20 protein-coding genes and 1 riboswitch are annotated in these 22,564 nt (G+C 40.3%); of the genes, 1 reads left to right on the top strand and 19 read right to left on the bottom strand.

Features of this window, described 5'->3' with window-relative positions; all coding sequences use genetic code 11:
• Positions 1–655: 655 nt before the first annotated feature.
• The 12 genes from AC503W_RS10285 to pdxS form a co-directional block, all read right to left on the bottom strand.
• Positions 656–1,270: an NAD(P)-binding protein gene (locus AC503W_RS10285; RefSeq protein WP_427687118.1), complete on the bottom strand. Its 615-nt coding sequence runs from the start codon at positions 1,268–1,270 to the stop codon at positions 656–658.
• On the bottom strand, positions 1,251–2,012 hold the full coding sequence (locus AC503W_RS10290) for a sirohydrochlorin chelatase (protein ID WP_427687116.1): 762 nt from the start codon (positions 2,010–2,012) through the stop codon (positions 1,251–1,253). The genes AC503W_RS10285 and AC503W_RS10290 overlap by 20 nt, the downstream gene beginning before the upstream one ends.
• Positions 2,012–2,788, bottom strand: coding sequence for a uroporphyrinogen-III C-methyltransferase (cobA, locus tag AC503W_RS10295; protein WP_427687114.1), 777 nt, complete (start codon positions 2,786–2,788; stop codon positions 2,012–2,014). The genes AC503W_RS10290 and cobA overlap by 1 nt, the downstream gene beginning before the upstream one ends.
• Before the next feature lie 18 nt (positions 2,789–2,806).
• Positions 2,807–3,025, bottom strand: coding sequence for a DUF3906 family protein (locus AC503W_RS10300; RefSeq protein WP_402988589.1), 219 nt, complete (start codon positions 3,023–3,025; stop codon positions 2,807–2,809).
• A gap of 14 nt (positions 3,026–3,039) precedes the next feature.
• Complete coding sequence (locus AC503W_RS10305) at positions 3,040–4,668, bottom strand: nitrite/sulfite reductase (protein ID WP_427687112.1); 1,629 nt, start codon at positions 4,666–4,668, stop codon at positions 3,040–3,042.
• 16 nt (positions 4,669–4,684) lie between these two features.
• Entirely contained in the window at positions 4,685–5,284 is a 600-nt protein-coding gene (cysC, locus tag AC503W_RS10310) for an adenylyl-sulfate kinase (RefSeq protein WP_402958809.1), read from the bottom strand.
• Positions 5,285–5,313: 29 nt separating this feature from the next.
• The gene (sat, locus tag AC503W_RS10315) at positions 5,314–6,462 is read right to left on the bottom strand and encodes a sulfate adenylyltransferase (protein ID WP_402873151.1); all 1,149 of its coding nucleotides are present in this window, start codon (positions 6,460–6,462) and stop codon (positions 5,314–5,316) included.
• Between the two features lie 27 nt (positions 6,463–6,489).
• Positions 6,490–7,194 carry a phosphoadenylyl-sulfate reductase gene (locus AC503W_RS10320; protein ID WP_494917331.1) on the bottom strand — a complete coding sequence of 235 codons (705 nt, stop codon included), beginning with the start codon at positions 7,192–7,194 and terminating at the stop codon, positions 6,490–6,492.
• A 167-nt stretch (positions 7,195–7,361) separates the two neighbouring features.
• Complete coding sequence (locus AC503W_RS10325; RefSeq protein WP_402873240.1) at positions 7,362–7,478, bottom strand: YezD family protein; 117 nt, start codon at positions 7,476–7,478, stop codon at positions 7,362–7,364.
• Between the two features lie 168 nt (positions 7,479–7,646).
• Positions 7,647–7,754: riboswitch (SAM riboswitch) on the bottom strand.
• Between the two features lie 240 nt (positions 7,755–7,994).
• Complete coding sequence (gene ssuE, locus AC503W_RS10330; RefSeq protein WP_427687110.1) at positions 7,995–8,531, bottom strand: NADPH-dependent FMN reductase; 537 nt, start codon at positions 8,529–8,531, stop codon at positions 7,995–7,997.
• A 189-nt stretch (positions 8,532–8,720) separates the two neighbouring features.
• Positions 8,721–9,314, bottom strand: coding sequence for a pyridoxal 5'-phosphate synthase glutaminase subunit PdxT (gene pdxT, locus AC503W_RS10335; protein ID WP_427687108.1), 594 nt, complete (start codon positions 9,312–9,314; stop codon positions 8,721–8,723).
• Positions 9,315–9,316: 2 nt separating this feature from the next.
• Positions 9,317–10,204 carry a pyridoxal 5'-phosphate synthase lyase subunit PdxS gene (gene pdxS / locus AC503W_RS10340; protein ID WP_427687106.1) on the bottom strand — a complete coding sequence of 296 codons (888 nt, stop codon included), beginning with the start codon at positions 10,202–10,204 and terminating at the stop codon, positions 9,317–9,319.
• A gap of 131 nt (positions 10,205–10,335) precedes the next feature.
• On the opposite strand from pdxS, the gene pdxR reads away from it, so the two are divergent.
• On the top strand, positions 10,336–11,763 hold the full coding sequence (pdxR, locus tag AC503W_RS10345; RefSeq protein ID WP_427687104.1) for a MocR-like pyridoxine biosynthesis transcription factor PdxR: 1,428 nt from the start codon (positions 10,336–10,338) through the stop codon (positions 11,761–11,763).
• Positions 11,764–11,776: 13 nt separating this feature from the next.
• On the opposite strand, the gene dsdA is transcribed toward pdxR, so the two are convergent.
• The 7 genes from dsdA to AC503W_RS10380 form a co-directional block, all read right to left on the bottom strand.
• On the bottom strand, positions 11,777–13,108 hold the full coding sequence (gene dsdA, locus AC503W_RS10350) for a D-serine ammonia-lyase (protein ID WP_494914103.1): 1,332 nt from the start codon (positions 13,106–13,108) through the stop codon (positions 11,777–11,779).
• Between the two features lie 34 nt (positions 13,109–13,142).
• Positions 13,143–14,891, bottom strand: a complete 1,749-nt coding sequence (gene pabB, locus AC503W_RS10355; protein WP_427687100.1) for an aminodeoxychorismate synthase component I — start codon at positions 14,889–14,891, stop codon at positions 13,143–13,145.
• Between the two features lie 89 nt (positions 14,892–14,980).
• On the bottom strand, positions 14,981–16,003 hold the full coding sequence (locus AC503W_RS10360) for an LLM class flavin-dependent oxidoreductase (protein WP_427687098.1): 1,023 nt from the start codon (positions 16,001–16,003) through the stop codon (positions 14,981–14,983).
• 88 nt (positions 16,004–16,091) lie between these two features.
• A complete protein-coding gene (locus tag AC503W_RS10365) occupies positions 16,092–17,090 on the bottom strand; it encodes an LLM class flavin-dependent oxidoreductase (RefSeq protein WP_494914104.1) in 999 nt (332 codons plus the stop codon).
• 271 nt (positions 17,091–17,361) lie between these two features.
• Complete coding sequence (locus tag AC503W_RS10370; protein ID WP_407406898.1) at positions 17,362–19,608, bottom strand: AAA domain-containing protein; 2,247 nt, start codon at positions 19,606–19,608, stop codon at positions 17,362–17,364.
• A gap of 216 nt (positions 19,609–19,824) precedes the next feature.
• Positions 19,825–21,621, bottom strand: a complete 1,797-nt coding sequence (pepF, locus tag AC503W_RS10375) for an oligoendopeptidase F (RefSeq protein WP_494914105.1) — start codon at positions 21,619–21,621, stop codon at positions 19,825–19,827.
• Between the two features lie 170 nt (positions 21,622–21,791).
• A complete protein-coding gene (locus AC503W_RS10380) occupies positions 21,792–22,526 on the bottom strand; it encodes a YqcI/YcgG family protein (RefSeq protein WP_427687093.1) in 735 nt (244 codons plus the stop codon).
• Between the last annotated feature and the right edge of the window lie 38 nt (positions 22,527–22,564).

The raw sequence follows: 22,564 nt of genomic DNA on the forward strand, positions 1-22,564 counted from the left end.
ATGTACCCCTTTCTTATTTAGCCTCAACAATAGTATATGGATACCTTGTCTCATTCGATTGGACTTATTATAGTAAGAAAACTTCTTAAAAGGGAAGAAACTAAATTCCTCGTATAAATGAACTGATTAAATTTTAGAATGAGGTTTCCATGGAATGCAAAAAACAACCACAAGGGTTGTTTAAGAGTCAATTCGCTTAGGCTGAATATGTTCCTAGCTTTTTTGCTAAAGACAGTTTTGTGACTCTATGGTAGATTCCGAGACAGCCTAAAAAGACATGTATTCCATTTCCCCTGGAAACCATGCGATAGACTATATTCTTGTCTACAATACCAAGGTTGATAGACGAGGCCACTGAAACAGCGGTGGTTCCAATTCTGATAAGGGACGGATAACATGCTAAACTGAAGCAACTGCTGGAGTAGTTCAAAACATCAATTGGAGTGAAGATGAACTTTCCCATGACTGTTCCAAGTGAACCATCTATTCATTCTTGAAAAACTGATGAAAGCTAACACGATGAACTTTCCCATGACTTCCTCCCCATTAATACACTGACCTTATATACACCATTCATGTATAGTCAAAAGAGGCACCTTGCAATGATAAATTATCATTGCAAGGTGCCTTCCTTTTCTCTGATGAGCGCAATCTATTAATCAATTTCAACCGGCATAAGACTCACTAAAAATCGATATCTTTCCTTAACGGAATGCTTATACAACACGTCGATTGAATTTTTTAACAACATGGATTTTTCTGTTTTTGAAAATGAACTGCTTTTTATATGCTGTCTTGCTTCGAATAGGAATTCGAGATAATCCTCATACGATTCATCATATACTTCCTGTAAATCATTACGGATCTGTTTAGCTAGCTGAGGGCTTGCCCCATTTGTGGAAACACTGATTGAAAGCTTTCCTCTATGTAAAGTTGCCGGAATGTGGAAGTTTGCCATCTCGTGATTACTGATGACATTGACGAGTTGATTTTCATGAGCATTTTTGTAGATTTCTTCATTAACCTTGGATGAGTTGGTTGCGGCAATGATTAAAAAGGCTTCTTGATAATCCGATGCTTCCACCTCTTTACGAACAACATGAACGGCCCCTTGTTCTTGAAGTTGCTGGAACCCTTCACAAATCTCAGGACTTATCACAGTGACAATAGCTCCTGCTTTTATTAAAGGGTTAGCCTTAAAAAAGGCTATTTTACCGCCGCCGATAATGACGCACTTTTTATTTTCGAGATTAAGCGTAATCGGATACATAAGCACTCTCCCCAGATAATTCCTGAATTCTATCTGATATTGCTTGTTCAATCTTAGGATGATAGCCAAGATAAGGACAAAGGACAAATTTCTTGTCGCTGTTTCTCTGGACTTCCGATATTGCCCTTTCCATCGATTGCATTAAAAGACCAGTAAACAATAGATAAGGGATTACGAAAATTTGGTTTACAGGAGTCGAATTCGCTTTTAACAGTGCTTCTCCAAAGCTTGGTGACGCCGCTGTCAAATAACAGTCCTTCACTCTAGTGTTTGGTATCCTGTTTTGAAGTGAATTGGCTATATGGCCTAAGTCTCTTTTTACATCAGGATCACTGCTTCCCCGCCCAACCAATAAAACAAGTGAATTTTCCGTTATCTTTTCTTTTGTTTCTACCAAACGTTCCTCTAAGATATCCACCATTCTGTCACTGACCCCTATTGGCCTACCATATTTCATTTCCACATCAGGAAATTGGTTTTTCATTTTACGTAAAACCTGTGGAATATCATGTTTAGCGTGCGCAGCAGTTAATAAGAGAATCGGGATCGCTTTAATTTTTGTTGCTCCCCTGTATACACAAGCTGCATATGCTTCTTCTATGGTCGGGCTTTCCAATTCCAGAAAGCAATACTCTTGAATAACATTGGGGTGTCGTTTCATACAAATTCGAATAAAATCGATAGCTTGCGCGGAAGCCTCTTTAACGCGACTACCATGACATATGTAAAGAATCGCTTCCATTAAAAGGCCTCGTTAGCCAATAACTTTTCGACTTCCCTTGGTTCGAACCAATTAATTTTCCCACTTAAGTTAACTACTTCTCCAACGACGATCATACAGGGATTTGAGATTCCTTCGTTTTGGACAGTTTTTAGTATAGTGCCTAATGTACCGATAGCCGTCTTTTGTGTATCCAATGTCCCCCAATGGATTAATGCTACAGGTGTCTCTGGGCTTTTCCCATGTTCCAAGAGTTTTCCTTGAATATACGGAAGGTTCTTAATACCCATGTATATCGCCAATGTATCGATGCCTTTAGCAAGCGATTCCCATTTGATGTTATCGTCTTCACCCTTTTTACGATGACCGGTTACAATGGCAAATGATGATGCATGGTCTCTATGGGTAACCGGAATACCTGCATAGGCCGATGCGGCTATGCCAGCTGTAATGCCCGGTACTATTTCAAAGCGTATTCCATTTTCGACAAGAGCCTCCGCTTCCTCTCCGCCTCTACCGAACACAAAGGGATCTCCGCCCTTTAATCGGGTGACCACCTTACCCTTTTTTGCATATTTGACGAGAAAACGATTGATTGTTTCTTGTTGCAAGAGATGGTAATCCGGCAGTTTTCCACAATTAATCAATTCTACGCCATCTTTGGCATGAGTCAACAACTCTTTGTTTACAAGGCGGTCATATAAAATAACATCAGCTTCCTGAATACATCTTAACCCTTTTACTGTAATTAAATCTGGATCTCCGGGACCGGCTCCTACTAGATATACTTTCCCCATTTTGCAATCCGCCTTTCCTCAGAGTACTGTTTCGAAATTCGTTAAAACGAAACCTGCTCCATTTTTAATTTGTTTCTTTTCATATAATGATACGTCATTAACCATCGGCATTTTCAAAAACCGTTTTTCCAGCTCGATATCGACAAGCTGGAAAGCCATTTCATCTGAATCTGCGGCAATGACGACATGACATAATTCATTCTTAATTGTAACTTCAAAGCGATAAAGATTCATCATTTTTTTACCTCTTTTTAAACAGCAATCATGCTCGCTAAGACATTATCCAGTTTATTCTGTAATTCCGACGTTCCAACCCGTTCAACAAATTCAAGAAAACTTTCCGAGGGAAGTTTTTTGTCTTTAAAATAAAGAATTAGCTCTTTCAAGACATGATAAAGTTGTTCCGCTTCCACTTTTCCTTTTAGTTTTTCATTGAATTTTCCGCCAGCATTTAATGTTCCGCCCACGTATATTTCGAAAGCCTCAACCATCTTTTTATCTTGGTTTTTCATTTTTATCCCTTGTAATCCTATATCAGCAATCGCTCGCTGGCCACAGTTATTAGGGCAGCCAACCATATGCAGCCTTACCGGAACATCTAAATCAATTTCCTTATCCAATGTTTCGGCAATGGTTTTCATCCTGTTTTTCGTTTCAACAAGTGCTAGGTTACAATATTCTATACCTGTGCAGGAAACGGAGTAACCGAGAAATTTCTTGGGCTCGTATGGAAATCTTTCAAAGATTGTTTCCTGTTTTAAGGCTTCCAGATTTCCATCCGATACATTCGGAATAATCAGGTTTTGTGAATTACAATTCCTGATTTCCCCATTTCCATATCTTTTAGCTATTTCGGCGAACTCGATAACCTCTTCGGGCGTTAGTCGACCAACTGGAATATTGACACCCACATAGTTGAGGCCTTCCTGTTTTTGTTTATGTATGCCGTAAAAATAACCAGCATTCCATTCCTTCAACGCACTTTCTCCCTTGTCAGGTAGCGGCCCAGTGTATTCCAGTACTTTTTCCGTGAATTGTTCAGGGCCCCAATCAGCAACAAGAAACTTCAAACGTGAACGGTGGCGTTTTTCCCGGTATCCGAAATCACGAAAAATCGTTGTGATCGCTACAGCCACTTCTACCGTTTTCTCAGGTAAAACGAATAAATCCAGTTCTTGTGCCAGCATAGGGACTGAGGATAGACCCCCACCAACTTTCACATGAAAGCCGACTTCTTCTTTCCCATCTATGACCTTTGTTGCCGGATTAAAGGAAACGCAATTGATTTCGGAGTTTGAAGCATTATGTATATTAGCACTGACTGACATTTTATATTTACGTGGAAGGTTCGAAAAGTCTTCATTCATTCTGAAGTATTCAAATACATCCGTAAGGACTTCCCGCGTATCGAATAACTCATCTGGATCGATTCCAGCTAGAGCGTTGCCGATAATATTCCGTGTTATGTCTCCGCAAGCACCCGCTGTTGTCAATCCTACCTGATCTAGACGATTTAATATATCAGGGACTTGCTCTATCGTCAACCAATGAAATTGTATAGCTTGCCGTGTAGTGATGTCATAGACATCGTGGCCATAATCCTTAGCAATATTTGCAAGGGTGATCTGTTGGTCGTATGTGAGAATCCCTCCTGGAATCACAACACGCATCATCCAATAACCAGCTTCTTTAGGACGTTGTAAGTAAAGACCTGCCCATTTGAACACATCCCATTCTTCTTTAGGGATGGAGTCGAATCCATTTGCCGCGTAATGAGGAATATCGTCAAAAATCTTCAAAGCATCTTTTTCCAGTTTCCGAATTTCCATTTTGTTTTTGGCAAGCGCTGGATTGTCCGCCCAAATCTTCTCGTACACCATTTCTTTTCCCCCTAGGTTAAATCGCTCTCTTTGTTGTCAAATAGTCTATAACCTGTTCGACGCACTCTTCTACACTAAACTGACTGGATTCCAATACGATTTCCGGATGTTCCGGTTCTTCATATGGAGAATCGATTCCAGTGAAATTTTTAATGATACCTTTACGCGCCTTGTCGTAAAGACCTTTTGGATCACGGACTTCACATTCTTCAAGTGGACATTTTATGTACACTTCAATAAACTCGCCTTCTCCAAGCAGGTCCCGAACAATTTGACGATCTGCACGAAAAGGTGATATAAATGCCGTTAATACGAATTGACCACTGTCCACGAAGAGCTTGGATACCTCTCCAATCCGTCTAATATTTTCTGTGCGATCTTTTTCTGAGAAGCCTAAATCCTTGTTAAGTCCATGACGGATATTATCCCCATCCAAAACATAATTTCGGATATTCCGATTATACAACTCTTTTGCAACAGCATTGGCGATCGTTGATTTCCCAGAACCTGAAAGCCCGGTAAACCATATCACCGTGCTCTCATGACCGTTTTGCTTCCGTCTAAGTTCCTTCGTTACCGATGCATCATGCCAAGTTACATTAGTACTTTTACTCATGAGGATCCTCCTTCTAAAACTTACAATAATTAGTTATATACCTCGTTCTTCTTAAGCCCTTCTATCAATACTTCGATTACTTCTTTGCGGCTGAAAGTGGCTGGTGGAATTTCCCCATTCCGTAACATTTCCCTAACCTTCGTCCCAGAAAGGATGACGTGATCTTCTTTACCATGCGGACATGTTTTTGCAGAAGCCATATTCCCACATGTTTTACAATAGAAGCTATGTTCAAAGAATAATAATGTTATCCCTAACTCATCAGAAGTGAAGTTCCCGAAGATCTTTTGTGCGTCATACGTACCGTAATAATCGCCCACACCTGCATGGTCGCGTCCGACAATGAAGTGAGTACATCCGTAGTTTTTACGAACCATTGCATGAAAAATCGCTTCTCTAGGTCCTGCATATCGCATGGCTGCTGGGAATACCGCAAGTGAGACACGGTCCTTTGGATAATACTTTTCAAGTAATACTTTATAGCTTTCCATCCGAACGTCAGCAGGAATGTCATCGGACTTCGTGGCACCAACTAATGGGTTTAAGAATAATCCATCCACTATCTCCAATGCTGTTTTTTGAATATATTCATGGGCACGGTGAACGGGGTTTCTTGTTTGGAAACCGACAACCGTTTTCCACCCTTTTTCTTCAAATGTTTTTCGGGTATCAACTGGGTCTAAATAATGATCCTCGAATAATGGACGCTCGATCCGTTTAATAAGCTTGATTTTACCACCTACATATACATCGCCACGATTATATAGATTTTTTACACCTGGGTGATTCTCATCATCCGTTTGATAAACTAAAGTTGCCTCCACTTGCTTATCAGGTGTAAATATATCGGAAACGGCAAGGACTCCATAAGTTTGGCCCTCATGAGTTAACTTTACTTCTTCTCCGATTGTAAGAGCGTTTGCCACATCAGCGGAAAGTGGTAATGTAATAGGAATACTCCAGACATGCCCGCTGCTAAGCCTCATATCCTTTACTACTGTTTGATAGTCTTCTTTTGAAAAGAATCCCTCAATGGGGCTGTATGCTCCAGTCCCTATAAGTTCCAAGTCGCTTAATGAGATTTCATCAATTTCAACGGATTGTTCTATTTTAGTTAAATCATAGTCTGGTTCAAAGCGATTGATTAATGTTCCTCCGTGCGGCAAGCTAATGGTCATGCTGATTTCCCCCTGAATTTTTTATAATTATGATAAATGTAATCCGCATTCTGTTTTTTGGGCACCTTGCCATCGTCCTGAACGAAGATCATCAGCATTAATGGCAGGTGCTGTACATATTTTACAGCCAATACTTGGATATCCATTATCATGAAGCACATTATATGGTAAGCCATTTTTATGCGCATAACGCCATACATCTTTCCATGTCCAATGAATGAGCGGACAAATTTTGATAGATTTGAATTTGTTGTCCTTGTTTATATATTCAGTCAATGCACGGGTTTCCGATTGCTCCCTGCGCAGTCCCGAGAGCCAAGCCGTCGCTGTTGATAATACTTCAGTGAGCGGCGTAATTTTGCGGATGTTACAGCATTGATTTGAGTCATGAAGCCATAATTCATCACCAAATTCAGCGGCTTGTTCTTCCAATGTCATTTCCGGTTTCTTCATTACAATGGAAAGCCGTGGGTAACGATTTTTCACTTGTTCGATTAATTGGTAAGTCTCAGCGAAATGAACATCCGTATCCAAGAATACGATTTTGGCGGAAGGATTAACCTTTGCCAGCAAATCTGTCAGTACAATTCCTTCAATCCCAAAACTACAGGCATAAATGAGTTTATCTCCGTACTCTGAATTTGCCCATTCCAATACTTCTAACGCGCCTTTTGTATCGCTATCTTCCGGGAACGAAGGTAATGTCGCTGTATCAATATTTTCATAGTCCACTAGCTCTGCCAACTCTATACCCCCTTTTAAGAATCACCCTATGGTACAGCAGATATCTTTGAAAGCCTTTGAAACACCATTTCTTATAATGAAAAAGGCGGCTTTAACCAATAGTTTCCTATTTATATCAGCTAAATCCACCTCTAGTTTTCTAGTCAGCAGTCCATTTATTTAATTCTCAATTTTTCGTTTCTTTCCATTTGTATAACCTTACCGTCCTGAACGATAAGGGTTATGGATCCATATTTCATAGTTTTTAGCATTTCTTGCAGCCTTTCAAATATTTCCCCCAGCTGATTTTCCTTTTCCAAGGCTATTCCTCCTTTAAGAAAACTCGTCGACTAGCTTGTCGTAAGATGATCAGCTTGTAAATGAATTCCCCCAAATTAATAAAATCAATCAGAAAAATCCTTCCATGCCAAGATGGAAAGATTGATAAGGTAATCTTATTTACCTTATCTTCCAAAATGATGACATTTTGTTGGATGTAGCACCTTGCATTCATGATGCAGGTTGCTGGACTTCAAAGGGCCAAATCCCTCCGTCGCTCTTGATAAGTTTTATTATTTTAAATATTAACACATATCAAATCATTGTCAATGGAGTTTTCATATAAATTAACTTGGTTTAATATTTTGGTTTAACTTCAATTATTATACACAAATAGTTCAAGTTTGTTACAGTGATTTGTTAAGCCAGTAAAAAAGGTTCATTCATCCTGAACAAGCTTGAATAAACCTTTAAAGTAGCCTATAACTTAACTCGTTGATGGGAAGGGTCAAGATAAAAAGAAGAAATCATCAATTTCTTCTTTTTTGTATGGCTTCTACAAATTCCTTTACTTGACTCTTTGTACGATCAAGTAATTCCACTTCCTTAATCGGATGTTTTGGATTCTGCTTATCGATTTCTTTATCCACAAAGTATAACCCCTGCATCGGTTCCCCTTTTAATATTGATATAAGAGGTTTCAGCGCATAATCTATAGCCAATAAATGCCTGTTGCTTCCCCCAACCATTATGGGCAAAACTGGCTTATCCTTAAACGCGCCCTCGGGTAATAAATCAATTAGAGCTTTCAACACTCCTGTATAAGATGCCTTATAGACAGGTGAACCAATAATGATACCATTAGCTTGCTTAATCTTTTCTGAAAGTCTTAGAATATCCTCGCTATCATAACGACCTTGGAATAAGTCGTTTGCAGAAAACTCGGTAATAGAATGATAGTTCGTTGTAAATCCTTCTTTTTCCACCAACGTTTGGATATATTTTAATGAAATATCTGTTCTTGATGGTATAGCAGGGCTGCCTGATAAAATTATAATTTCGCTCATATCTATTCCTCCTGTATGTAAAATCTGCAAAGGATCTGGGTCCTTTCCAGTTAAGCAACTTCAATTAATTATCTTAATTATCAGAAAAATAAAAGTCAAGTAACTTAATTGGAATTTATATTTTTGAAACACTAATAAGAATCGTATTATGCCATTGACTAAAAATCCTGCCCCGTTAGGGCAGGATTTTTAGAGCTTTTCAACTCTATTGATTGAGTCTTTCACCATTTTTAAAAAAAGTTGTATAAATCGTTGATCACCGGTCAGTTCTGGATGAAACGAACTGACAAGAACCTGTTCTTGTCTAGCCGCCACTACTTTCCCGTCATAATTTGCTAATATCTCCACATCTTCACCTACGCCAACGGCAAAAGGTGCTCTGATAAAGACACCCATGAAAGGTTCTTCCATTCCTTTAACTATAAGGGGTGCTTGAAAACTTTCCCTCTGACGACCAAAACCATTTCTATTCACTGTAATATTGATAAAACCAAGATGGGGATGTTCCAAACTAACCATTTCCTTTGCCACTAATACCATCCCTGCGCAAGTACCGAAAATCGGTTTTTTTTGTTCGAAAAATGCCGTAATCGGCTCCATGAAACCATAATGGTCCATTAGTTTTCTCATAGTGGTGCTTTCTCCACCCGGAATGATTAGGCCATCGATATCCTTTAACTGTTCTGGGTTCTTAACTAATATCGCATGCTCACCGGCTTCCTTGATTTGGTTCATATGTTCATCTACAGCACCCTGCAAACCTAAAACACCTATGGTTACCATGTTTACCATCCACGCTCCTGCATTCTCTCAGCTGGGGCCAACTTAGAAATATCAATTCCTTTCATCGCGCTTCCCAATTCTTTAGACAACTTGCCTATTAAATCATAATCGGTGAAGTATGTAGTTGCTTGTACGATGGCAGCAGCGAATTTATCGGGATTTTCCGATTTGAAGATTCCTGAGCCCACAAATACACCGTCTGCCCCAAGTTCCATCATCAGGGCGGCATCTGCAGGAGTCGCAATTCCACCTGCTGCAAAGTTTACTACAGGTAATTTCCCTGTGCGCCGGATTTCCTTCAGAACTTCATAAGAAGCACCAATACTTTTTGCTTCAGTCATTAATTCATCCTCGCTCAGCATGCATACTTTACGAATTTGAGATTGAACTTTTCTCATATGCCGTACAGCTTCCACAATGTTCCCTGTCCCAGGTTCTCCCTTCGTCCGAAGCATCGAGGCCCCTTCGCCGATACGTCGGGAGGCTTCCCCTAAATCCCGGCAACCACATACAAAAGGTACTATATAATCGCTTTTCAAAATATGATATTCTTCATCGGCCGGAGTCAGTACTTCACTTTCATCAATGTAATCCACTCCCATGGATTCCAAGATTCTCGCTTCCACAATATGACCGATCCTTGCTTTAGCCATCACTGGGATCGAAACAGCTTTCATCACTTCCTCCACGATCCTTGGGTCGGCCATCCTTGCCACACCGCCTGCAGCACGAATATCTGATGGTACCCTCTCAAGAGCCATGACAGCCACCGCCCCCGCCGCTTCAGCAATTCTTGCTTGCTCTGCATTTATGACATCCATGATTACGCCACCCTTTTGCATCTGCGCCATTCCTCTTTTAACTGTATCGGTTCCTACAAGCTTTTCCATTCTTCTTCCCCCTAATATTTGCATAATTAAGATTTGTTCATTAGTATAAGAAATAGTTGACCACATTGAAAGTGTCAGTTTTAATGAAAATGATAGGGTCAGATAGAAACCACGAAAAGGGCGGTAAAAAAATGGATATGCTAGCATGTAATTTAAACCGTATGGATGAAGTGCCATTATATGAACAGTTATATTCACACATAAAAACGGAAATTGTAAATGGGCGGCTCCCTTTTGGTACAAAGTTGCCTTCAAAACGGAAACTAGCCGAATTTCTCCACATCAGTCAAAATACTGTCGAGACAGCATATGAGCAATTATGTGCTGAAGGCTATGTTGAAGTCATCCCACGAAAAGGGTATTACATTCAAACTTCCGAGGATTTGGAATACACACAACCTGTGAATGCCCCAGTCGAAAAGACGGTCAATAACAAGAATGATTTCCTGTTTCATTTTCACCCCAGCCAGATAGATACAGAAAACTTTCCTTTTGAAAAATGGCGTAAATATACAAAAAACACTATAGACATATCAAATCAAGAACTCCTTTTACTAGGAGACCCTCAAGGCGAATATGAGTTACGTTGTGAAATTGCCCATTACCTGTACCATTCTCGCGGAGTCCGGTGTGTGCCCGAGCAAATCATTATCGGTGCAGGGCTGGAGATTATACTGCAACAGCTGATACTACTGTTTGATAAAAAAACAGTATATGGTGTCGAAGACCCCGGATACCATTTAATTTTGCGGCTTCTGAAAGGCTATCCAAATGATGTGTATCCACTAGAAGTGGATGAAGAAGGCGTGAAGGTGGATAGAATCGATCAATCCAATATTGACGTCCTTTATATAACCCCTTCTCATCACTTTCCCTATGGAACGGTTTTGTCCGTTAACCGACGTAGTCGCTTGTTGAACTGGGCTCAAGAGACGGAAAACCGCTATATCATTGAAGACGATTATGATAGTGAATTTCGTTATAGTGGAAAAACGATTCCCTCTCTACAAAGTTTGGATGCTGGTGATAAAGTGATTTATTTAGGATCATTTTCTAAATCATTGATTCCTTCTATTAGGGTCAGCTATATGGTTTTGCCTCTCGCTTTACTAGAAAAACATAAAGAGGAATTATCTTTTTACCATTCAACTGTCTCCCGAATCGATCAACATATTTTGACACAGTTTATGAGAGAAGGAGATTTCGAGAAACATTTAAACCGAATGAGAAAAGTTTATCGTAGAAAGTTGGAAAAGGTTTTGGAACTATTTAAACCCCATCATCAGCAGATAACGATAATTGGCGAGCGATCAGGACTTCACATCGTCCTCATCGTTAAAAATGGTATGAATGAAGAGGATCTTATCCTAAGAGCTTCAAATGCTAATATTAAGATTTACGGACTATCTTCCTATAGCATTCAACATAAGAAAGAAAGTCCACCCAAAATCATTCTTGGTTTTGCAGGAATTCCTGAGAAGGAACTGGAAAAAGCCATTCAACTATTGCTGGTTTCATGGGGATTCGACACAAAAAAAGAAGTTCAGAATGGTTACTGAACTTCTTTTTTTGTTACATTCTTGTTAAGTATCTTTCCATCATTTCTTTCGGGACCATACTTCCCCCTGTAGCCCATATGATGTGCGTGGACTGATTTAACCTTCCTGTCAATCCTTCCTTAATGATATACTTTTCTCCTTCTTCCCTACTGAATATTTGAACCGGTCCATATGCTCCTGCCAGGGCTGATGGCTCTAAATAATAAGCTTCCGTTTTAGCCATCATTCGAAGGAAGTCAAATAATCTCTCGTCCCCAATCGTGAAACTTCCACTCAACATAGAGTCCATCATATTCGAAACCAACTTGGAGGGTCTACCGACTGCCAGGCCATCTGCTTCCGTTTTATTATCCACCCCAAAATCCTGTACGGAAACTTTTTCATGAAGTCCTGTTGCCAACCCGAGCGTCATACATGGTGAATGGGTTGGCTCTGCGAAAAAGCAATGAACATTTTTTTGAAAGGCCAGTTTAAGCCCATACGTTATCCCTCCTGGGCCTCCACCCACACCACAAGGTAAGTACACGAACAGAGGATGTTCTTCGTCAACTATAATCGACTTTTCATTCAATTGCTCTTTTAGCCGTGTTGCGGCCGTTGCATAACCAAAAAGTAAATCGACTGAATTTTCATCATCAATAAAATGACAACTGGGATCGAGAGAGGCCTGTCTGCGCCCCTCCTCAACGGCTTTACTGTAGTCCTCTTCATATTCCTTTACGATGACACCGAGCGACCTGAGTTTATCCTTTTTCCACCGCTTGGCATCAGCTGACATATGAACGGTTACCTTAAACCCAAGGTGGGCACTTATTATCCCAATGCTTAAACCTAGATTCCCTGTCGACCCGACAGCAATGGAATAGTGTGAAAATAACTCTTTATATTCATCACTGGCCAATAATTCATAGTTATCGGTTTCTTTAAACCCCCCATCTTTCATCGCTATTTCTTCCGCCCGTTTTAATACCTCATATATGCCACCTCGAGCCTTGATGGAACCGGAGATCGGTAAATGACTGTCACACTTAAGCAGTAGTTTACCTGGGATGGCAATTTCATAGATTTTTTCCATTCGACTCTTCATGGAAGCTATTTCGACTAATGGAGATTCAATGATTCCATTCATGGGTTTTGTTTCCGGAAAGGCTATGGCAATATACGGAGCAAACCTATTCAATCTTTCTTCTGCCTCTTTCACCTTTGCTGCTTGAACAATTGGATGATCAAACATGCTTGTGTAGTTCGGATTTAACCAGAAAGTTTCTTCAGTGTCCATTAGTTGTTTAAGTAATGGATTTTCCTTCCATTTTTTTATCAGTCCCGCAACTGTATGTTCTTTCATGACACCCCTCCAAATAATGAATGTTATAGAGTTTTTATTGATTGGTAAGCTGAACCTTAATCCTTCCTCTTACACTATTAATAAACCAAATTTCCTCAGCAGTAACCAATTCTTCCTTTTTTATGACCCTTTCCTGGATTTCTTTCCTCTTTAATAGTTCTCGACGAAAAGTTCCTGCAAGCAAGCCTGATTCCAAAGGGGGAGTGATGAGTTCCCCATTGATTTTCACGACAATGTTTCCGTTCGTGAACTCCGTGACATCCCCTTTTTCATTCCAGAGCAATACGTCATGAAAGTCAGGATACCTTCTTTTAAATTCATCATAAACGCCTCGATTCGTAGTTTTATGATGAAGAAAAGGATTTTCACTATGAATCGGACTTTCGGCTACGATAACTGATATTTCCGGATTTACCCCATCAATTATTTGCCCAGAGACACTAATTTCCCCATTTTCCGAAACTAGCACACGAATCTTTTCTAACGTGTCGGTATGTATGGAGGCGTATTCTATCAGTTGATTTCTAAGCGTCTTTTCAGGGAGCCTGAAGCCAAAATAATCTGCAGATTGCATCACTCTTTCAATATGTTCCTCCAATAAAGAATATTCGCCATTCTCAAGCCTGATTGACTCTAAAAGCTGGTAAGCCGGGTGCTCTTCCGTCAATAGTTTTGCTTTCAAGAAGGCTTCCTCGTATTCTTCCAAAGAAGCCGAGTCCCAAGTGATTCCCCCTCCGACTCCATATGCAGCCTGACCAGTTTCCTTATCAATTACTACTGTCCGTATCGGTACATTGAAAACTGCTTCCCGATTAGGATTGATGTAGCCAATGGCGCCACAATATATTTCACGCGGTGAATTCTCAAGTTCAGCGATGATTTCCATTGTTTTAATTTTCGGTGCACCCGTTATCGATCCACATGGGAAAAGTGCCTTGAATAAATCAATAATAGTCGTTTCCGGCTTCGTACTTGCAGTGATTGTCGATGTCATTTGCCAAACTGTCGGATATTTTTCGATTTCCTTAAGCTTAGATACCTTAACAGTCCCTTTTTCCGATACCATCCCCATGTCATTTCTAAGCAAATCGACAATCATTAAATTTTCGGCTTGATTTTTTTCGGAATTGGCTAACCATTTGGCATTCTCCAAATCTCTCTCTCTATTTCCAGCCCGCTTTACTGTCCCCTTCATGGGACGGGTGATTAATTGTCCATCTTCCCATCGAAAGAATAACTCTGGAGAAGCGGAAAGAATCCGATATGTTCCCAGATTTAAATAAGCACTATAGTTGGAACGTTGAGCTCTTACAAGGCGATTATAAAATGCATAGTCATCCCCTTCAAACTTCGATCGTAACCGCATTGTGTAATTCACCTGATAGCTGTTACCTCTCTCTATCTCTTCTTTAATCCTTTGAAATCCAGCATGATAGGATTTAGAATCGGTTTCGGAATCCCAATCGGCCATATGAAAGGCACCCAACGTTTCTTCTATGAATTCTCCCGGACTTTCAAAAATCCCAAACCATAATAAAGGCATGTTTCCACCCTCTTTTACTTTCAAACAGTTATTAAAGGCTGGGGCGGCTTCATAAGAAACATAACCTGCTACATAATATCCTTCATCAATCGCTTTCTGTACTTCATCGAATTTGATTAACACTTCTTCAATCGAATGGGCAATCAGAATCTTTTTCGGCTTATTAAAATACATGGGCTTTTTATGTCCATATTTATCTGTAAAATGAAACAATAATGATATTGGAACTTCCTGGGTCATGTTTTGCTCCTTCAGTTTTAGTGAATAAAGATATCCCGTTTCCAGTTTTAAAAAAGAGCTTGCAGTGTTTCTGCAAGCTCTTTTAACCCTCATTTCATTCCAGTGACCTCGGCAACGATTTCATAAGAACGAAGTCGAGCTCCGTGATCATAAATCGCCGAGTTTATAATCATTTCATCCGCCTGTGTTTCATCAAGGAAAGCCTGTAATTGTTCCTTGACTTGTTCCGGATTCCCGATGATCGATGCGTTCAATTGCTTCATGACGATCGCTTTTTCGTATTCGGTCCAGAGCCCCTCCATCGAATCGACCGGCGGCGCCATTTGGCCAGGGGTATTCCGAATTAAATTTAAGAATTGTTGTTGATAAGAGGTCGCAATTTTGTGTGCTTCTTCAGTAGTGTCTGCCGCAAATACATTGATGCCTACCATCGCATGTGGTTTATCAAGTACATCGGAAGGTTGGAAATTATTCCGATATCGCGCTAATGCCGGTTTAGTGTTTTCGGGTGAAAAGTGACTGGCAAATGAGAAAGGCAGACCAAGTTTTGCCGATAGCGCTGCACTGAATCCGCTTGAACCGAGTAACCAAATAGGGATATCCTGTCCTTCCCCAGGTATAGCCCGGACCCGATTATGTTTGGAATCGGCACTTAGATAGCTGCGAAGCTGTTCCAACTGTTCCGGAAAATCCTGTCCATTATTACGGACATCACCGCGAAGAGCCATAGCAGTATACTGATCGCTTCCTGGAGCTCTTCCTAGACCCAAATCTATTCTGCCCGGATACATCGCCTCAAGTGTACCAAACTGTTCCGCAATAACAAGAGGAGCATGGTTCGGAAGCATGATCCCCCCTGAACCGACCCGGATTCTCTCCGTCTTGCCAGCGACATGGCCGATTAGCACGGAAGTCGCAGAGCTTGCGATGCCGGGCATGCTATGATGCTCAGCCACCCAGAAGCGGCGATATCCCCATTCTTCTGCGTGCTGGGCTAAGTTTACGGTATTATGAAATGCTGCAGATACTGTACCGCCTTCAATAATGGAGGCTAAGTCCAATACGGAAAAAGAAATATCACTCAGTTTTTTTGTTGATGTGTCATAATTCATATATTCAACTTCTTTCTCTTTTTAAAATGAATGGTCGCAAAGCCATCATATAGAAAATGCAGGGAAATTGCACATGAATTGCTTATACTTACTTTCCAAAAAGCTCCTTGGCAATCAAACGGAACGAGTTCAAGCGGTCTTCCAATAGATGTGTGATCGTGATAATCATGATTTCATCCGCTTGATATTGCTCCTTTAGGTCCAAAAGGCGACGCTTGACTTGTGATGGAGAACCAACAATCATCTTTTCATCTATTTTCCTCTTCCATTCTTTTTCCCTATCCGTCCATACATATTCGCTAGCCTCTTCTATACTAGGAACCATACTTCTTTCCCCTTTATCGCTTTGAATTCTCCATAAAGTATTGCTCAATGCAATTTCTTTTGCTTTTTGTTCATCTTCTGCACAAATTACAGATACCGTTAAGATTGTTTTCGGGGACAAAAGGTTCCCTTTTGGTTGAAAGTGGCTGCGATAATGCTGTAAACTTTTCACACCATCATTTTGGCTCATGAACTCGCCGAATGCGTACGCAACACCATTCTCCGCAGCAAGCTTCGCACTTTTTTCACTTGTGCCAAGAATCCATGGTTCCGGTAAAGTCTCTGGGACAGGTGCAGCCGCAACATTAGAAAACTGGTGATTCTCCGGAAAATCCCCTCTCAGAAAATGTAGCAATTCCTGTACTAGCTCTGGCATTTTGTAGACATTTTGCAAATAATTATCTGACAGTGCCATCGTTGCTTCTGCAGAACCACCTGGGGCACGTCCAATCCCAAGATCGACCCGACCTGGAAAAAGTGTGCCCAGCATGTTGAATGTTTCAGCCACTCGATATGGCTTATAATGTGGCAGTAAAACAGCACCTGCCCCAATTCTAATGTTCTTCGTTTGAGTACCAATGTAACTAAGCATCACCTCGGGTGTAGCACAGGCCAAACCTGGTAAATCGTGATGTTCCGTCAACCAAATTCTGTTGTATCCCAGTCTATCACCTTCCTGCGCTAGAAGTAGTGAATCATGTAAAGCTTGTTGTGCCGTTTGGCCAGATGAAATGGGCGATTGATCTAAAATACTAAGCTTCATTTCTTCCTTCCTTTCATGTTCTCTTTATACTTCATCGTAAATCATTGGTAGAAAATTGTCGCCTAATTGGCTTATACGTTGAATTCCTTAACTAAGACGATAAGGATTGGAACAAATTTCAGGATGAAAGGGTGATAACGATATTCTAGCGAGGTTATCTATTGGATAATGAATGATTTTTGGTCAAAAATAATTACTTATTCATATATTTTAACGAGTTGAACTATAAAATATTCACAAAAAAAGACCCAATCAGGGTCTTTTCGTCAAATTATTCATTTCTTTTAAATTGAGAGGAAAGTTCCATGGCGATGATTGACGAATCCAGTCGAGCGGATATAAACGGTGGCTGAATTCGATTATTTGTCTCAATAGGGACTCCCAGCCAGACAAAGCGTTTATCAAAGATGATAAACGAGAAGGAAACCGGCAAACTTATAAAGGAATGTAAAGGGATATCCGAATTTCTCTTTCCGGATATGATTGTCAACTTCACCTTGGGGTTTCTTTTCAACAAAATCTGCTTCCAATCATCTGACAGCAAGTTTGCATCAGGGATTGCCATAATCATCTCATGGTTGGTATTACCCAGATCCTCCAAGACTTTTTCCAGTTTTCGTGCATGCATCCACTGCAATCTGGAATGTTGGTGTTTCACCCATTTCCCAATGTCTTTCCTTGGAATCACCTGACCGTTATGCGTTTGATGGTCCACAAGTTGTCGAAGCGTTTTACTACGATATACATGTTTATTTATAAAAGAAGTATCGCACACATGCAGAAATTTACCTTTTGTCCGCGTTATTGCTACATTAATGAGCCGTTCACTTTCTCTTCCTGTCAATAACATCCCAGCTCGATCCTGTGGATAGCTATCTACCGTATCAAAAACCATTACATCACGTTCACTGCCCTGAAAACGATGGACAGTTGCGGCAATAATATCAGTGGTTTGCCGTTCGTTCCGGTACAGATCATCCAATAGCTTTTCCATCCATTCAGCCTGTGCCCGATATGGTGCCACATAACCAATCGATTTAGCACCATCAACATATGCTTCATGAATCAGCTGAAATGATAATAATAATTGCCAAAGATTCATCCTTGAGTGGGAAGTACGCTCCGTCATGCAATATTCACCAGAACAGCTCGTATCAAGAAGAACAGAAGCCTTGTTGGCAAACGGTTCCGCAGCCCTGATACTTTCTCTGCTCATCGAAACACTTTCATGATCTCCCACAAAATTGTTGTAGACAACACGGTTTGTAAAGGCCGAAATCTCTGGATGCATACGGCGCTGTTCTTTTAAAAGGAATAAATGTGGATGAAGCGTCCCTTCTTCAACTGATTGCGCAACTCCAGCCCTATGGAATATATCCTCTTTCAACCAAAGTTTCACTAAGGAATCACGGGCTGCTGCGATCGGTGGAAGCTGTTTGAAATCACCTGAAACTAAAATGTGTTTAGATAAAGCCGCAGCAAATGCTACTTGCGGTACGTATGCCATGCTGGCTTCATCCAAAATGATCAAGTCATACTCCCTAGTGTATAACGTTTCATCTTTAGCGGCTTTTGCCAGGGTCGTCCCGATTATTTTAGCTTCTTTTAGGAATTCTATCTCTTTTTGACGGATTTTCTCCAAAACCCGCGCCAATTTCTTTTCTAATTCAAGCAATTCGTCGGTGTCCCTTTTACTGAATGAACCTGCTAAATCCTGTTTCAATAAACGTTTTTCTCCTACAAGTTTCTCTTTATCCGCTAATAAGTCCGGTTCATGCTTCCCTAGTAATTGCCCCGTTACAATATCTTCATGAATTGCTAAGGATTCACCGATTTGTGACCCATATCGAAGGACGTCCCCTTCGTGAAAACGTTCTTTCCTTTTTATGAATGAAGAAATTTCGGCCATCAAAACATCAACAGCTTGATTACTATGAGACAGGACGAGTATCTTTTTACCTTGAAAATAATGGTTGGCAGCCGTACGAGCCAATGTATAGGTCTTTCCAGTCCCGGGTGGGCCCCAGACAAATGTGACTGGATTGAACTTTGAGCGTGCATACAATTCCCTCACACTACTTTGTTTCTCGCTGGAAGGATGTTTTTGTGGCATGGAAGGATCCATAAGACGCTTAATCCTCAGCCTCTTTTTCTTACTTCTCTTAACTTCATCTAACCTTGTGATTAGTTGCTCTAAAAGTTCCCAAGGATCGTGGTATAGAAATGCTTCCCCTATTAAATCACCCAATGACCGTTCAAAGGAAAGGATGATGCTTTTTCCTTCTGACGATAAAACTCTCCCATCCTGTTTGATTCCTCCCCATTCCAGCCGTACAATCGACCCGACCGGAATTTTCACTGAAGAGCCCGTTTCGAAGAAATAGGTGAATGAGCCATCACTTGAAAGGAGATGGCCATTTGAAACTAAATATTTTGTACTTCCGTATTTCTTTAGATGCAGAATTTCAAGTTGAAGGGCCTGTTGCCATTCTTTTATATAATTTACCGTTGAATTCATTGTTCACGTTCCCTCACAATTTATGCTAATGAATGAAAAAGAAAGCTATACTAAAATACTTTTGTGAGTAAAATTCGGCCACAAAAAAGTGTATACTCTCTCAACATACGGAATAAGACCCAATCAATGAAGATTGGGCCTCTCTTTTGCCAATAATCTTACTATAGCATCTTTTCATTCATCGTACCATGGGCTGTTTTGGAAGAAATGGGTACATTAGCCCTCGTTCAGCTCGGCAAATTGTTCAACCAAATCACTGAAAATTTTCATCGCATTTTCAATCGGTTCCGGTTTGGTTAAATCCACTCCGGTTTTCTTAAGCAATTCTAAAGGAAAATCCGAGCTGCCGCTTTTCAAGAACGTTAAATAGCTTTCAAGGATCTCTTTGTCTCCAGAAAGGATTTTATCCGCAATGGTGATGGCAGATACATAGCCCGTAGCATACTTGTAGACGTAAAATGGACGATAGAAATGAGGGATGCGTGACCAACCATATTTCACTTCCTCATTGAAGATGATCTCCGGACCATTATACGTGTGAAAAATCTCTTCATAAGCTGTATTCAAAACCTCTACATTAAGAGGTTCATCATTTTCCGCCTTTTCATGGACAATCTTTTCAAATTCAGCAAACATGACTTGCGTGAAGAAGGTTCCTTTAAAGCTATCAATAAAATGATTGAGCAAATGCTTCTTCTTTTGAAGGTCCTCGGTCGTTTTAAGTAAATGACGTATCAGTAAAATCTCATTTACGGTTGAAGCTACCTCCGCAACAAAAATGGAATAACCAGCTGTGATTTTTGGTTGATATTTTGAGCTGAAGTACGAATGCATGCCATGACCGGACTCATGAGCTAGTGTAAACACACTGTCAAGATCGTCACGGTGATTCAGCAATATGAATGGATGCACACCGTAAAGTCCCAAGTTATAGGCTCCAGACCGTTTTCCCGGTGTTTCCCTTACATCATAATAGCGGTTTTCCTTAAAGCTTTTTAGGATTTCTACATATTCCTCACCTAATGGCTTCAACGCATCGATCATTAATGCAAATCCATCATCATAGGTAATGTCTTCTTTAGCGCCTTCAACAAGTGGCACGCTTAAGTCATATGCACGCAATTCATCCACACCCAATACCTTTTTGCGCAAAGCGATATATTTATGCATAGGTTCGATATTTTCTTTTGTGGACGTGATGAGATTATCGTACACTTCTTTTGGCACTTTGTCCCCGAATAGGGATTTCTCTAAAGCGGATGGATAGTTCCGAAGCTTCGATAAGTTGACATTATTTCTTATTGCCGTTGAAAGAGTGGAAGCTATTGTATTTTTTAATTGTAGATAAGGTTGGTAATAAGCCAAATAGGCCTCTTTCCGCTTTTCCCTGTCATCATCTTCTATTAATTTTGAATACATTCCGCGGGTCAACTCTACTTTTTGACCTTTTTCATCTGTCACTTCACCGAATTTAATATCCGCATTGTTAATCATCCCGAAAGTTTTTTGCGGAGCTGAAAATGCATCACCTATTTGGGAAAGTACTTCTTCCTGTTCCTTCGATAACACATGGGCTTTATAACGGTATGAATCAAGTAAATCTTCCTCAAAGTATTTTAACCCCTCTACTTCTGCTATGTATCTTTTAAGTGTTTTTTCATCTAAGCCTAGTAAGAATGGCATAAAGAAGGCAGATGCACTGCTAATCTTTCTGCCTAACTGACCTGCTCGGTCAAGTAGTGCCTGAGATGAGGTGACACGGGTATCCAAATCCGCTTGGAGCATGGCAAACACATAGAGTTTATTATAGGTATATCCGATTTCTTCACTTAAATGTAAGTAATCAAACAACTCTTGAGCTGTATGAATATGACCGTCAAAAGCCTTTAATGTATCAGTTACAGTAAGGACTTCTTGAAAATCCTTCTCCCAATCATCTTGGTTTTTATAAATATCAGTAAGATTCCACGTTTCTTCCTGTTTTACTTCTTCACGTGTCTTGAATGTTTTCATGATAACACTCCCTTTCATATCCCTTATCCTCTTATTATAAGCGACTTTCCGGAAAACCTGCACAGAAATGCATGGTTGAGGATTTTTATTTTTTTATTGTTAATTGGATTAAATCTTACTATCCATTTCAAGAAGCAGATAATGAAAAAACGAGAGCATCTTGCCCTCGTTTACTTGGAATCTTTATGATGAAACGGACATTTCCCAAGGATTGGTTCGCTATCATCACCTATGAAGAATTGTTTCCATTCATTGTGGTTGACATCTCCATAATGACTGATGTCTGGATGCGTGGGCAGGTTATCCCACTTTTCGACTCGTTCCCTTACCTTTTCACGTGACATGATTCCTCCCTTTTCCGTTCCTTCTAACCCTTCAAATATCATTCGAGGTTGAAATCCTAGGACGAGGCTATTACCTAAATCACGCGTTTTACGCTGTTTATATGCCGGTGCATTTCCAAAAATAAAGATGGGCTCCCCTGCAAAATGAAAGTCCCACAGATAATGTTCAGGATCCTTTGGCTTCTCTATCGGCCAAGGTGTATGATCATGGGCATGTAAATATTGAAGGATATCCCAGAATCGCTTGCGATATAATTCCAAGTCACGTTCTTCTTTTTCCGGCTCCATAAAAACAAAAAGACCATGCCTAATATATGGAGGCTCCTGAAATAATTGCAGAAATTTTTCTACAGCCTTTGGGAGATTGGACCAATCTTCCTGAGTGATATATGCATAACGCAGTTCACCTTTATTTTCTGCCTTCATGCCAAAATAACAAGGAAAAGTCTTGTCTGTTACCGTATCATGGAAAGTTTGATATTCTTTAATCACCCATTGTGGTACTCTTTTTGGGTTCGTCATGTCTTCTTTCGTTAATAAACAAGAATTCGCAGTCAGCATTTCACTACTCCTCACAAATATTATTTATATTTATGTAC

Source organism: Peribacillus suis (assembly GCF_059384845.1).

Coding starts and splice junctions, on each gene's coding strand:
- AC503W_RS10285 (WP_427687118.1), bottom strand. CDS start 1,270: ATGTATCCGATTACGCTTAATCTCGAAAATAAAAAGTGCGTCATTATC.
- AC503W_RS10290 (WP_427687116.1), bottom strand. CDS start 2,012: ATGGAAGCGATTCTTTACATATGTCATGGTAGTCGCGTTAAAGAGGCT.
- cobA (WP_427687114.1), bottom strand. CDS start 2,788: ATGGGGAAAGTATATCTAGTAGGAGCCGGTCCCGGAGATCCAGATTTA.
- AC503W_RS10300 (WP_402988589.1), bottom strand. CDS start 3,025: ATGATGAATCTTTATCGCTTTGAAGTTACAATTAAGAATGAATTATGT.
- AC503W_RS10305 (WP_427687112.1), bottom strand. CDS start 4,668: ATGGTGTACGAGAAGATTTGGGCGGACAATCCAGCGCTTGCCAAAAAC.
- cysC (WP_402958809.1), bottom strand. CDS start 5,284: ATGAGTAAAAGTACTAATGTAACTTGGCATGATGCATCGGTAACGAAG.
- sat (WP_402873151.1), bottom strand. CDS start 6,462: ATGACCATTAGCTTGCCGCACGGAGGAACATTAATCAATCGCTTTGAA.
- ssuE (WP_427687110.1), bottom strand. CDS start 8,531: ATGAGCGAAATTATAATTTTATCAGGCAGCCCTGCTATACCATCAAGA.
- pdxT (WP_427687108.1), bottom strand. CDS start 9,314: ATGGTAACCATAGGTGTTTTAGGTTTGCAGGGTGCTGTAGATGAACAT.
- pdxS (WP_427687106.1), bottom strand. CDS start 10,204: ATGGAAAAGCTTGTAGGAACCGATACAGTTAAAAGAGGAATGGCGCAG.
- pdxR (WP_427687104.1), top strand. CDS start 10,336: ATGGATATGCTAGCATGTAATTTAAACCGTATGGATGAAGTGCCATTA.
- dsdA (WP_494914103.1), bottom strand. CDS start 13,108: ATGAAAGAACATACAGTTGCGGGACTGATAAAAAAATGGAAGGAAAAT.
- pabB (WP_427687100.1), bottom strand. CDS start 14,891: ATGACCCAGGAAGTTCCAATATCATTATTGTTTCATTTTACAGATAAA.
- AC503W_RS10360 (WP_427687098.1), bottom strand. CDS start 16,003: ATGAATTATGACACATCAACAAAAAAACTGAGTGATATTTCTTTTTCC.
- AC503W_RS10365 (WP_494914104.1), bottom strand. CDS start 17,090: ATGAAGCTTAGTATTTTAGATCAATCGCCCATTTCATCTGGCCAAACG.
- AC503W_RS10370 (WP_407406898.1), bottom strand. CDS start 19,608: ATGAATTCAACGGTAAATTATATAAAAGAATGGCAACAGGCCCTTCAA.
- pepF (WP_494914105.1), bottom strand. CDS start 21,621: ATGAAAACATTCAAGACACGTGAAGAAGTAAAACAGGAAGAAACGTGG.
- AC503W_RS10380 (WP_427687093.1), bottom strand. CDS start 22,526: ATGCTGACTGCGAATTCTTGTTTATTAACGAAAGAAGACATGACGAAC.